Origin of the sequence: Crystallibacter degradans (genome assembly GCF_012952295.1) — a bacterium.
GTDB classification, from domain to species: Bacteria; Actinomycetota; Actinomycetes; order Actinomycetales; family Micrococcaceae; genus Crystallibacter; species Crystallibacter degradans.
In genome coordinates this window covers 16680-28316 of sequence record NZ_JABBCH010000026.1, presented here as the reverse complement: position 1 = coordinate 28316, position 11637 = coordinate 16680, and the positions used below count along the sequence as shown (strand labels likewise).

Below are 11637 nucleotides of genomic sequence, written 5' to 3'. Positions count from 1 at the left end.
AGGCCCGGTGGACACCGGATACCTCCATGACCGCGGTTTGGGTTTTTCGATTCACGGGGATTTGTTCCTCTCGGAATTGACGTTGCTCAAGCGATGCGGAAGTTCCAGCTCAGCGTGATTGCCCGCCGGGAACATGCGGTGGCGGAAGGACCTGATCCGCTGGTGCCCGGCACCAATGGATCAGGTCAAAGTTGTCCTAAACGCGGCTGGTGGAAAGCTGAAGGAGGGAGACGGGGTACGCGTGCGTCTTGGATGTGTCAGCCGTAGCAGGCGGCGGACCCGCCACCATGAAGGTGGGGCTGAAATCGGGTCTATCTGACAAGGACTCCGTCAACACCGCAGGGGCTATGCCAGTAGAGCACTTGGCTTCCTGGCCGTCGCTGTGCGGGCAATGGCCAGGGGGCGCCAAGCTGTCGGGAAGGACCCAGGCAGTGACGTTCGCCGCAGCGGTGTTGTCCTTGGAGAGGCTGTGGCCGTGGTCCGTGGAATCTGAACCCGCCAGCGCGGGCGATTCGAGTTGAGCGCCCCATCCGGAGGCTTCGGACCATTGGCCTGAATTCGTGGGGAAGCCGATGCTCACGGCGGTAAGAACGGCGAGCAGGGTAAGTGCCGCCAGCCACGCGTACAAGGGGGAGCGAATGCAGCGGCGCCGTGCTCCAGGCATAGTGCTCACCCCCTGATCTTCGATCTGAAAGTCCCGCCGGGGCAAGCCCCAAGTCCGAGCATACATGCGCACTCAGGGCTTTGAGCTTTTGTGTCCAACGGTCCGCCGTGCGTCCCGGTCTTTGCCATATGGCGGCAGGAGGCACGCGGGGGAGGAGGAATTGGGAATCCGGGGGATGTGTCTTCGCCGGCACTTTCACTGTGACGGGTCAGCCTTGCCGGCCCGCACAGTGCGGGCCGGCATCAACAGCGGCTACTTGCTTCCGGCGAGCTCATAGCCCGCATTGGCTACCGCGGCGCGGACGGCCTCAGGGGACAACGGTCCGGTGCTGCGAACCGTAATCTTCGAGGTGCCGCCGGGAACCAGCGATACCTGGACATCACCGACACCGTCGAGCCTGCCGATCTCGCGCGAGACGCCGGAGGCGCAGCCCCCGCAGGTCATGCCGTTAACCAGGTATTCCGACTCTGTGGCGGCAGGGGTTGTGGTCTGGATGTTCACTTCGGAGTGCTGGGCCGGGCCGCAGCAGGAGCAGCCTGGCGAGCTGTTGGTGTTCCTGGGGGTTTCCTGGACTGTTGTACCGCACATATTGATCTCCTCAAAGCTGGTGGCAAAGCGTGCAGTGGGCCGACTTGACCCGGGAGGGACCGGCTCTGCCGCACTGCGGGGACCTTCATCGCGTAGGACCCTTCGGGTCTGAGACAGCGTGTTCCGATAATCCAAAGGTATACCCACCGGGGGTATGCGTCAAGGTCTTTGCTGTGCGTTCTGGCTCACACCCAAGCAGTATCGTGGACTGTGTTCCCCGGGGTTCCGTCCGCTGGCTTCTATTGCCAGCCGGAATCATGAGGGCGACCTATGGGGGAGAATTTCCGGACGGCCCCGCCACGTGGTCAGAGGGCTTCGTGCGTAGCCAGCACTGGGGACCGTGCGGGCGGTGCCGTTGCAGCGGCCGGTGAGACGGATATTTTCCCGATCAACTATCTGGTCCATGACGGGTCCTGTTCATGCGCAGCGCACCGGGCACGAAGCTCGCGGAGATCACCATCAACGAGAACGTAGTATTCGAAACGGACGGTATTAGCAGCGACGAAGCATGGAGCGTGGTCGTGAAGAAAGCAGCCAGGGTCCTGCAATCCGGTGCAGAGATTGCTGAAGCCGAAAGCCTGGGACTGAAAACCTGGGTGCAAGTAGATTTTCGGGAAATTGTTAAGGCCGCTGCCCGCCGCTTCTGAGCCGAAGTGCTTCTCGGGTGGGCAAGTTTCGTGGCTTCAAGAGTTCCGTCAGCAACCTGCCTTGGGTGTCGGAACCAGAAGCGGAATGATTCCCGACGTCGCAGATTTCATAAAACCTAATCTACGTTAGGCTTTATGAACCAATTGCTGTGCTGCCCGGCTGCCTCACTGCCATGCCCTCAGTAGACACTGGCGCTCCAAAACTCGATTCCGGCTTCCAAATCCATGCCTTCGGGAGTGTTGTACTCAGGAGCTACGTTGAGGTCGTCCACGCGCTCTTTCCTCGTGACCGGCCTGTAAAAGACGGTAAGTTGCGTGCCGGGTATGGACGGAGAGATGCGGAGGGATACTTTCTTGCCGCGTTCGTACGGAAACACCGGAGCGCCCGCGCCGTTCAGCACTTGTACTTCGGCGCCGGAAAAGTTGAGCAGGTGTGTAATCCAGACCGGCATTTTCTGACGCCGTTCCAACTCCCAGACGTCGGTGTTTAGCTTCGTCAGCTTCCATGGTTCCATGTCGCGTTCCCGCTTGTGGGCCAACCAAGCCAGAATGAGGCCGGGAATACCAAGGAACACGGCCACGGCAAGCGAGATAAGGCCGATCCACTCTCCGACGGCTAAGTCATTCAATATTTCAGTCATGCTCTCACCGTATCGAAGCAGTACTGCTAAACCGCGTACGGACCGCGCCCTGGCCCCAGCGAGACCGGATGCGTCTTCCGGGTTGGAGATCGACGTCGAAACGGATCCACCACAGAAGGTTGCCCTGGAAACTGAAAATACCGGTTGCCGTTGACCTGACCCAGTTTTTGCGGAGTGCCGCCGGCAAGCCTGCGGCTCCCATCACAACGGGGACCCTCTCGTGCCGGCGATCGCAGGATGCAGGCAAGGTTCATATCTAAAGTTGCGCCAGAAGCGACATATTTGGCACATTCCTTCCAGAGGTAAAAATGTTACATATCTGGCGCACCGTATCCTTCGGGAAATCCTTCGGGACTTTGGAGCCGCCCCCGAACTGTGGCGGGAGAGGATCCGGGAGTGCACGGCAAATGCAGCCCATATAGGTGCACGTCTTGGTGCTAAATCCGGCCTGTTATATGTTTTCGAAGTTCCTGGGCATCTTCCTCAGTAAGCCCGGTCGGGCCCTTGAGCCAGATTGTGGAGGTGTCCCAAGCCCGATTCTTCTGACGGGACGGCGTCAGCATGACTCCTACAGTTGAGCCCGCGCCTTCCTGCAGGCTGCTCCAGTATTCATGGTGGAGCAACCGGGTTCTCATGGAAAGCAGCGGCTGTGCCCTGGAAAAGTGGGCGGAGGTCACCATGAATACCATCGGAACCTGGTCTCCGGGGTAAGGAATGAATACCCGGGATTCTGAGCGGACCTTTTCGCCCCTGTGCTGAGCCACGGATTTCATGAACTTGAGGAGCGCCGCACCCAGTTCCGGGCGGTAGGAGGCAGGCAACGTATCCAGGGCTGTCAGCAGTTCGAGCCGGTCGCTTTCCGAGTCCTCACCGATGTCGGTGTTGGCCACATCTTCCAGGATGATTCGGAACAGCATCGAGCTGTCATCGGCGGCTTCCAGCGGAGCCAGCGGCGCAGAATATGCCGGTGCTGCGTCAGCGGGACCGGCCAGGCGCCGCAATGCGTCCGGTAATTCTTTAGGCAGTGCATCAGCATCGGCCAATGCGGCTTGGGTGTAGCGGGCAGGTTCGCCGCCAAGCTCCTGTTCTTCGCCGGCAACACGGGAAAGGTAGTGAAGGACGGCCCTGGTGGAACGAAGATGGTCGAAGAGGAACTCCCAGTCCCGCCGGAGAAGAACCACGCATGGCACACTGCCGGCTTCCTCTAAGGAAGGGGTGAAATCTGCTGGAGGCTGCGGGTGTTCGACAATGACGACGGCGATCCAGCTGTACAGGGCGCCGTCGATCTCGACCCGCCGTCCCCTGGCACTTGTCAGTTTCTCCCGGCGGTGTGCAAGATGGCGGATACTGCCTTTGGCCTGCTTAATGGCTTTCTTGATGTTGCTGGTAAGCCAGCTTGCTTCTCGCTCAGCCGAGCCGGGAACGGCGTTTCTCGCTTTTACCTGTATGAGCGCGGCGATGTCGTCGGCGATGACGAGGCCGTCGCCGCGCTCCCGGACACCGGCCCCTTGCCGTTGTTGCTCGGGGAGGAATACGAAGTCGGGCAGACCCCACTTGGCGGCGGAATCGCGGGTCGAACTTTCCGCGACCGGGCCGAGCTCCTCATCCGTTGGAAGCAGCGAAGCGTTGGGCACGCGGCGAATCATCAATCCGTCCGGTGCGTCGACAAGCAGCGTCAATTCGGGGGCGGGACTACTCATGGCGCGGGACTTTCTTCACAGGAATGAGCGTAGGCCATTCTTCACCAACTTCGCAGACCAACCTGTGCGCGACCGGAAACGGAATAGTGCTCGTGCCGGATAAGCCAGGGCTAGGCAGCCTGCAGCGCAGCGGCCTATACATGAGCCTGGTTTTCCGCACCGGCGGGTTGTGAAGCTGGCCGGCATCAACAACCGGTAGCAAGCAGCGGCCACTATGGCTCTCCGCCTGTCCGCTCACTTTTGGGCGCGTGCTGGCGGGCTCTCGACGATGCGGCGAATCGCTTCAGCAGCTCCAAGAACGGCTGCGTGGCTCAATGTCAGGGGCTGAGGTTCGGCCGCCAACTCCAGTCCGGTGATGTCCCAGAGTCCGATGCTGGCCCAGCGCGGTTCATAGTAAGACCACCAGGAGACGCCCTTGTGGTCTCCGGCATCGTAGATGGCCCGCGCCCAGCGCTGGGTGGACGGCCGGTCACGCTGAACGACCTGGCTCGGGCGCAGCCCCCAGTCCTGCAGGTTGTACGGATCGTCAAGGTCCAGGACTGCCGGTTCACCCTCGTATTGGGCTAGCGCTTTGATGCTGCCGGCAGGCGCTCCAGGCGGGACGTCAAGAACCGCCGGTGTCCAACGGACATAGTGGCCGAAGGCTTCCGCCGCCGCACCTTCAGGGGAGTCGGCGACATACAGGACGAGATAGTCGTGTTCCGGGTCATCGACCCGCCCATTTCCCTGATGGGGCCAGACATAGAGTGGGTGTCCGTTTTTCTGTGGAGTGCTGGCTTCCGGATTCCAATTGAAGACGCGCCAAAACTGCACTAGGCGAATGCTCCTTGCTCATGGGCCTTCATGGCCTGGATTACCGGCGCCGCACCTTCCAAACGGTACACATCAAGCGGTCGGGCACCTAGGTGCGGGTCGTGGCCTTCGAGCCAGAGGACTGCCTGCCCAGGTGTGAAAGCCGCCAGCAGGTGACCGGTGAAAGCGTCCAGATCTGCCAGTTGCATTCGGTTTTCCCCGGTCGGCTCGGCCTTGCTCGAAGCCCAGCGACCAGGGCGGTCCTGATTGACGCCGAGCAACGCCGCCACGGTGTTGTTGCCAAGGACGTCGATGACCCGCTTGGCAACGGCTGCAGTCGAATAGGACGCTGAGGGTTTTACGGACCGTACCCGCAGGTCCTGTGCGGAACCTGTTGGCCCCAGTATTCTGTAGGACCTGGAACGGGGAGCAGGAAATGCAAGGTTTTTTGGCAGGAGGACGGCGCCGTCCCTCACTACTGCCGGGATGGACTTGCCCTCAAAGTGAATGAGGACTGTGTGGATTTCTGAGTCGCCCGTCATGCAACCAACACTATCCGTTGGTTGCCCTAAGAAGAAGGGTTTGGCTCATTCCTGCTGGCTCTGAGGCGAGCCGTCGTCCTCATCATCGTCACCCACGGTGAAGTAGCCCCGGGTCATCAACTGGCGTGATGAGATGCGTGGCCGGCGAAATCTGCGAAAGCAGTACAGAAGAAGGAGCAGCGCGATCAGTCCGGAGGCAATCAAGGCCAGTCCGACACCCCGTCCTCCCGGCAGCCACCATTGGTCGCCGATGGTCCACCAGCCCGGCACGGGCGGTTGGGCAGCCCAGGCGATGCCTGCAGCAACAACCACAAGCCCACCCGTGGCGCCGGCCACGATGCGTGGCCACGTCCGCACTTCCTTCATCGCTATCCTGAGCGCACGGATCTTGACCCGGCCAAGCAGATGCTTCGCCCATACATAGTGCACCGAGAGCACGACCAGGCCGCCCACGATTGCGAGCAGGCCCGGACCCGGCAATACGAGCATCGCTGCTCCTAGCACAATGAGTGACCAGCCAAGCACCTCGATGCCGGTCCGTCGCAGCCACCGGGGGACGGCGTCGATCCTTCTCCCCATGGGCACATCCTTTCACGGCCGCTTCGTCTGCAGAATGGAGAACTTCGAATCGGCGCGACTCACGGCGCGCCGACGTGCCGCCGGCCCCCGGTGGAGGGCACAGGGTACAGCGGGTCGAACCCTCTGGCGACGGCAGAGTGATAACAGTGAACTTTGGGGACTGGCAACAGGCAGCCATCCACGCAGCAAAGTCCCGAACATTACGAACGGTGCCGGGGTTTTGTTGTTGCCGCGCGGGCTGGGCCCGAACCTGTTGGTTTCCATATCCTCGCCGGTCAGGCCGATGGGAGCGGGCGACAGAGTCTGTCGGTCTTGTCGGCCAGTCGCTCCGCTACAGGTGAACCACATGGGAAAACCGGCTTGCCGTTGGCTCCTGTTATGGTTCGATAATTCGTGCTCCATGAGGTCACACAGGAATGAGGTATTGATCGTGGCGGTGCAGGATCGCTCATGTGCAACCCGTGAAACGATCATTGCGGGAGCCGCGGAAGTGTTCGAGAAGAGCGGCTACGGGCGCGCCAGCCTCATCCAAGTAGCGGAGCGTGCCCAAGTGACAAAGGCGGCTCTGTACTTCCATTTCGCTTCCAAACAGGATCTCGCCAAGGCCGTCATCGAGGAGCAGCACCGGCTCGTCGTCCACGACGGACTGACGGTCCTGCAGGAGGGGCGTCCGGCTCTTGATGCCATGATTGTCATGTGCCGGGAGTTCGGCCTTCGGCTCCTCCATGATCCGGTGGTCAGGGCAGGTATCCGGCTCACGTTCGAGGCTTCTTCTTTCGGCCGTTCGGTTCGCGAGCCCTATGAAGACTGGATCAGAGTGATGGAAAATCTGGCCACCCAAGCCATAACTGACGGAACGATCAGGGAAGGCGTTGCCCCGTCCGTCCTGGCGAAATTCGTGGTGGCTTCCTTTACCGGCGTTCAAATGGTGTCCGATGTGCGGACGGGCAGGGAAGACGTCATGGAACGCATCCGGGATATGTGGCAGATCCTTCTGCCTGGAATTCTGCGTGACATATCACAAGATCGGATCGGGCGGCTGATGGCGCTGATACCCCAGAATTGCCAGGCTGAACCGGATGCTGAATCGTCAGAGTTCGTTGGGGAGATGGCGCCGAAGCCTGCAGCGCGCAGGATGGGGCAGCCTTGAGCCTTAGTGCGTCCCACTATCGCGGACTCCTCAACCCGCTGCTTTGGCCTCGTTCTTCAGTCCAAAGGTAGTGGACTACTGGTTTCGCTCGTCCCCTGGTTGCCCCACTGGCAGCAGAGCTCTTTCACCGTCACCCACAGCAGCTTGCCGCCCTCATGCGACGAATTCCGTACGATTTCATAGCATGAGCGCTTCCACGAAAACCCCCGGCCAAGTGCTGAAGGAACTCCCGGTTCGCTCCTTTGTGAGGGCTAAGGAGCTCCCCGGCTCGCCCGCGGCGGCCCGCAATGCTCTTTTCCGCGCCGCCAAGCGCGGTGACGTCGTACGCTGTTCGCGCGGGCTCTACTTCAAGGGCCCGAAGACCCGGTACGGTATGACAAGGCCCGGCGTTCTGGAAGTTGCCTTGGAGGTGCTGGGAGCCGAAGGGACCGGTCCCGCCGGGTATTCGGCGGCGCGGGCTTTCGGACTGACCTCACAGGTGCCGGCCAGAGTCGAACTTGCCGTTATAAGTTCGCTGAAACAAGGGATAGACGGTGTGAAGCTGTACAAGCGCAACAACGCTCGTCGGCACGGCCTCTCGTTTCTTGAGATCGCCTTGCTGGAGGTTCTGCGTGAACCGGCCACCGTTGAGTCGGGCTGGGATTCGCTCATCATTGCCGTCAGGAATGCGGTTAAAAGCGGGGACGTCTATCTGGGAAGGGTAGCTGAGGCTGTACCGGAGGAAAGCTCGCCGGCGGTGCGCAGAAGGTTTGAATGGCTCGCAGAGGCCATCGCAGCATGAGCGACGCTAATCGCCGCTGATACGCCGATCAGCATTGACTGTGGCGGATGCCCGCTAAGGGGCATCCGCCACAGTCGTGCAAGTGGGCTGCTTAAGCTGGTGTTGGCACGTTTCCGTGAAAATCCGCTCGGCCAAAGTAGCGCGAATGAGTGGCCTGCAGGCTCTCCAGGGAAGCTGCGTTAATGGAGGCGATTTCGACGTCCTCGTCGAGGCGTTCCCGCTCCAGGCGAAGGCGCATCCGCATAGCCTGTCGGGAGCCGTCAGCACCGGGGAACTCCTGAACGTCGGAGCGACCGGTACGGCGGTTGTACTGTATGAGGTACCCGGACATTCCCTAGTGCTCCTTCTTGAATGATTCGAACAGGTTCTGCAGCGACTCTACGTTGCGTAGCATCCCATTCTGCGCTTTTTCAATCTTGGATTCAAACTCTTTGACCTTGTCATCCTGGTTTCTGAGCTGGCGAGCGACATCGGGCGGGACCCGTGCGGGGGAGACGAAGACCTGTTCGGCGTAGCTCAGGGCACGTTGGTGGTCGCTCTGAAGTTCGGCCAGCAGCGTTAAGATCTCCTCAAGATCCTTGATATGCGTCAGCGATATGTCCTGAAGTTCTTCGATCGCTTTTCGCGTCTCCGGGTCTGAGGGCAGCTCCCCGTACCGTATGTAACGGCCAATGTAGTCGGCCGCGCGTTCATACATGTTGGCCCACGCGCCCTGCAGGCGGGTACGCACCTGAATTTCCACTCGCCCTGGATTTCGTAGCCAAACATGCACTGCCCTATAGCCGCTGTGGGGCGTGGTACGCAGATCGCGGATGCAGTCGTCTGCGTGGTCGAATATCCTGGCAACTTCAGCAGCTACCTTGACCTGGTCATCCAATGTCATCGGAGCCTCAACCCGGACCCCTGCAACGTCTTGGATATTGCCGAAGGGAGTATTGTGGTCCCGCTGCAGTTTTTCGCGCAAGGTGTCGATGGTTTTCGACCGTGATGTGACTTTCGGCGTGCAGCTGGGCAGGATTTCACTCCAGTCGTGGTCTTCCAGAATCTCATGGACTCCTTCGGCAAGGTCGTTGTACCAGGCCATGACCTCGTCGTAGCTGTCGATGTGGTCTTCATTGAGGTTGCCATCGCGGATGGCTTCTCCCAGTCGGCGGAGGGCTTTCGTTCCCAGCGGCCGGGGCGCGAGGGCAAAAGGCAGGTTGCCGGCTGTCATGCGTCAGCACCGTGTTCTTTCTTCACCGCGGTATAGAAGTCCGCGGGCACCGAATCCGCCAGGACTGTCACCTTCTCAAGAACCATGCGCGCCTGGCCATCCGGTCCGCCCTTGTGGATGACTCTGATCTGAGCTTGGACGTACTTCTCCAAAGCGGACACGGAGTCCGTCATAAGAGTTTTGGGGACCGTTCCGTTCCTGACGATGCCGTCCTTGTCCCGGATGTCAAAGACGCCACGGATCTTGCTGCTGGTCAACCATTCGCCCTCAATGACGAGGGGTTCCTCCTCCAGGCCAAGAGTTCTAATGGTTCCTTTTAGCAACCTCGCATCTTGGGGGCGGATGACCAGGGGCTTGTTCTGGTGTGTCCGGTCGTCCACGTCAACCGACACCCCGAGTTCACTGCAGCGGTCGGCAAATTTTCCGAGTTGTGTCGTGGCGTGGGCGCCAAGATCAATGAGTTTCTCCTCCAGTTGGAGGACCTTACCTTTGCCCGATTCCAGCAACTCGTGGAGTACGCCCATAACCTGGTCGACTGCGTCAGCCCCCGGTACGACCATGTCGTCAAGCTCCGGAACCGTTGTCTGTCCGTCGATGGGCTTTTCGTTGGCTCTGGGTTCCACATCCCCGGTAGGCGGGCAGATGAGTTCCATGATGAAGGAACCTCTTGTTGCAGGAATGGCCCACAGGCCGAGCCGGCCACGCACATTGTCATCGATTGTCGTATAGGGCTTGTCCAGGGTTTTATTCACCAAGGCCACAACTGTTTCGTTGAGGGCCAGGACCGCTTTGAGCAACTGGTTTGCGGGCCCTGCATGGCCCTGAATGGCTCCTTGGTGGAAGCGGGCACGAATGCCCTTACGGGATTCCAGCCATGCCGACTCAAGAGCAGTTTGTAATCCGGTCATGCTTTCGCGGTTCGACCGGGTCATCCAGTCGTCGGAGGAATTCTCCTCGTACTCGTAGAGAAGATTCTCGACATCGCGGAGAAAGGCCGATAGTCCGGTGTCTCGGTCAGTCATCCAGGCTCACCTCCACGCTTCCTTTGACCGCATCCGTGCCGTGCCCCCTGGACATCTGCCAGAACTTTTCCCACTTCTGTTCGGCTTTCGATCCGAGTGCGTGGTTTCGATGCTCTTGGGGAATCCTGACAATGCCGTAGACATCGAGTTCGACCGTTCGGCCCAGGCCTGGCACCGGAACTTTTTTGTAGCGGCTTCCGGGGCTAACCCAGTGGTCGTGGATGCTGCCCAGTATCCCGGCCGGCGGAGTTGACCGGCCACCATCGATCAGCGGCGTGCAGTCCAGGTCCGCGGGGTACTGCTTGCTGGTCACGAAGCTGCCGTCGACGAGGCACGTGTCGATGTGCAAACCGTGACCTCTGAGAACCTGCATGTAGTCAATGAAGTCTTTCATCAACCCAAGCCTGTGCCGCTCGTCTGGCTGGCCGCGTACAAAGTTGTCTAGAAAATGGGACATCCCTATGCGGTGAACGCCCACTGGGAGTACTTGATGGCCGCCCGGCCCCCCAACAAGTTCAAGCAATTGCAGTCCCTGCATCCTCTTCCGGACTCCGCTTGGGAATCCTTGACCGACCGATTCATGATGGCTCGGACATCTTCCCACTGGTTACCTTCGTGCGGCGGTAGACATTCCGTCTCTACAACCGACACATCACAAGATGCGGCAGATGGGCTTGGCGCAAGGGCCCTTCGGACCCGGCATTTCCTGGAAACCGCCGCCCCTCGTCTAGGACCATCCGTTCCACTGCTTCGGAGGTCGGTCTATCGCCCACTCATCGACGGGCCGATGGACGTAGAACGCTGCGGGTTACGTCAGCCTATCGGTCCTCGGGACAGTTCGCTGAAGCCGACAAGGAGAGCAATCGGGCCGTTATCCGGGTGTGCCGTGGCTACGGCCCGAAGGCGCACTCGGGCTCCGTTGTTAGTGTTGGCCGGATCCAGCCCTGAAAGACTGTCCATCGATTGCGTATCGCGAAAGATGGTGGTTCAACGGTGAGAGAAGAAGCAATGCCAGCTCCGCTGCGGAGAACCGCGCAGGCGTCTCTTGTCGACGCAGGGGTAGCTGGACCTGCACACCATAGGTAGTGTGGGCCACACATGTTCGTCCCTATGGAAGGCTCATGATCCGGGTTACGAGACGCCGTGCAGCGATGCTTCACCGGATGCGGTCCTGGGAAAGCATTTTTGCCGGTTTTGCCCTCACGCTCCTCGTTGCGGGCGTGGTGTCCGTGTGCGTTACCGGGCATCCGGATGCCGGCGACCGGTTTGTTGCGGAGTCGGCGGCGGCAGCCGGGCATGACCACCATTTAAAACCTGG

General features: G+C 60.3%; 12 protein-coding genes. 3 read left to right on the top strand and 9 right to left on the bottom strand.

What is annotated here, in order from left to right; all coding sequences use genetic code 11:
- Positions 1 to 916: 916 nt before the first annotated feature.
- The gene (locus HGO92_RS21800) at positions 917 to 1252 is read right to left on the bottom strand and encodes a heavy-metal-associated domain-containing protein (RefSeq protein ID WP_169998606.1); all 336 of its coding nucleotides are present in this window, start codon (positions 1250 to 1252) and stop codon (positions 917 to 919) included.
- Positions 1253 to 1671: 419 nt separating this feature from the next.
- Here HGO92_RS21800 and HGO92_RS23980 point away from each other — a divergent pair, with 419 nt between their 5' ends.
- Positions 1672 to 1899, top strand: coding sequence for a pyridoxamine 5'-phosphate oxidase family protein (locus HGO92_RS23980; RefSeq protein WP_240974867.1), 228 nt, complete (start codon positions 1672 to 1674; stop codon positions 1897 to 1899).
- Between the two features lie 179 nt (positions 1900 to 2078).
- On the opposite strand, the gene HGO92_RS21790 is transcribed toward HGO92_RS23980, so the two are convergent.
- From HGO92_RS21790 to HGO92_RS21770, 5 genes are all read right to left on the bottom strand, one after another.
- A complete protein-coding gene (locus HGO92_RS21790) occupies positions 2079 to 2540 on the bottom strand; it encodes a hypothetical protein (RefSeq protein ID WP_169998604.1) in 462 nt (153 codons plus the stop codon).
- A gap of 437 nt (positions 2541 to 2977) precedes the next feature.
- On the bottom strand, positions 2978 to 4240 hold the full coding sequence (locus tag HGO92_RS21785; RefSeq protein WP_169998602.1) for a hypothetical protein: 1263 nt from the start codon (positions 4238 to 4240) through the stop codon (positions 2978 to 2980).
- A gap of 234 nt (positions 4241 to 4474) precedes the next feature.
- A complete protein-coding gene (locus tag HGO92_RS21780) occupies positions 4475 to 5053 on the bottom strand; it encodes an RES domain-containing protein (protein WP_169998600.1) in 579 nt (192 codons plus the stop codon).
- Positions 5053 to 5574: a hypothetical protein gene (locus tag HGO92_RS21775; RefSeq protein ID WP_169998598.1), complete on the bottom strand. Its 522-nt coding sequence runs from the start codon at positions 5572 to 5574 to the stop codon at positions 5053 to 5055. The genes HGO92_RS21780 and HGO92_RS21775 overlap by 1 nt, the downstream gene beginning before the upstream one ends.
- Before the next feature lie 45 nt (positions 5575 to 5619).
- The gene (locus HGO92_RS21770; protein WP_169998596.1) at positions 5620 to 6153 is read right to left on the bottom strand and encodes a PGPGW domain-containing protein; all 534 of its coding nucleotides are present in this window, start codon (positions 6151 to 6153) and stop codon (positions 5620 to 5622) included.
- 430 nt (positions 6154 to 6583) lie between these two features.
- On the opposite strand from HGO92_RS21770, the gene HGO92_RS21765 reads away from it, so the two are divergent.
- On the top strand, positions 6584 to 7303 hold the full coding sequence (locus HGO92_RS21765) for a ScbR family autoregulator-binding transcription factor (RefSeq protein WP_346769058.1): 720 nt from the start codon (positions 6584 to 6586) through the stop codon (positions 7301 to 7303).
- Between the two features lie 214 nt (positions 7304 to 7517).
- The gene (locus tag HGO92_RS21760; RefSeq protein ID WP_169998594.1) at positions 7518 to 8084 is read left to right on the top strand and encodes a hypothetical protein; all 567 of its coding nucleotides are present in this window, start codon (positions 7518 to 7520) and stop codon (positions 8082 to 8084) included.
- Positions 8085 to 8418: 334 nt separating this feature from the next.
- On the opposite strand, the gene HGO92_RS21755 is transcribed toward HGO92_RS21760, so the two are convergent.
- Genes HGO92_RS21755 through HGO92_RS21745 form a run of 3 tightly spaced genes read right to left on the bottom strand, consistent with a single transcriptional unit; the run spans position 8419 to position 10857 of the window.
- Positions 8419 to 9297 (bottom strand): RelA/SpoT-related domain-containing protein, encoded by an 879-nt coding sequence (locus HGO92_RS21755; RefSeq protein WP_169998592.1) that lies wholly within the window; start codon positions 9295 to 9297, stop codon positions 8419 to 8421.
- On the bottom strand, positions 9294 to 10319 hold the full coding sequence (locus HGO92_RS21750; RefSeq protein ID WP_169998590.1) for a hypothetical protein: 1026 nt from the start codon (positions 10317 to 10319) through the stop codon (positions 9294 to 9296). The genes HGO92_RS21755 and HGO92_RS21750 overlap by 4 nt, the downstream gene beginning before the upstream one ends.
- Complete coding sequence (locus HGO92_RS21745) at positions 10312 to 10857, bottom strand: DUF6932 family protein (protein WP_440915793.1); 546 nt, start codon at positions 10855 to 10857, stop codon at positions 10312 to 10314. The genes HGO92_RS21750 and HGO92_RS21745 overlap by 8 nt, the downstream gene beginning before the upstream one ends.
- Positions 10858 to 11637 lie beyond the last annotated feature (780 nt).

Bases quoted from the DNA above. Each gene is read 5' to 3' on its own strand.
- HGO92_RS21750 (WP_169998590.1), bottom strand. From the start codon at position 10,319: ATGACTGACCGAGACACCGGACTATCGGCCTTTCTCCGCGATGTCGAG.
- HGO92_RS21800 (WP_169998606.1), bottom strand. From the start codon at position 1,252: ATGTGCGGTACAACAGTCCAGGAAACCCCCAGGAACACCAACAGCTCG.
- HGO92_RS21745 (WP_440915793.1), bottom strand. From the start codon at position 10,857: ATGCAGGGACTGCAATTGCTTGAACTTGTTGGGGGGCCGGGCGGCCAT.
- HGO92_RS21755 (WP_169998592.1), bottom strand. From the start codon at position 9,297: ATGACAGCCGGCAACCTGCCTTTTGCCCTCGCGCCCCGGCCGCTGGGA.
- HGO92_RS23980 (WP_240974867.1), top strand. From the start codon at position 1,672: ATGCGCAGCGCACCGGGCACGAAGCTCGCGGAGATCACCATCAACGAG.
- HGO92_RS21770 (WP_169998596.1), bottom strand. From the start codon at position 6,153: ATGGGGAGAAGGATCGACGCCGTCCCCCGGTGGCTGCGACGGACCGGC.
- HGO92_RS21785 (WP_169998602.1), bottom strand. From the start codon at position 4,240: ATGAGTAGTCCCGCCCCCGAATTGACGCTGCTTGTCGACGCACCGGAC.
- HGO92_RS21790 (WP_169998604.1), bottom strand. From the start codon at position 2,540: ATGACTGAAATATTGAATGACTTAGCCGTCGGAGAGTGGATCGGCCTT.
- HGO92_RS21775 (WP_169998598.1), bottom strand. From the start codon at position 5,574: ATGACGGGCGACTCAGAAATCCACACAGTCCTCATTCACTTTGAGGGC.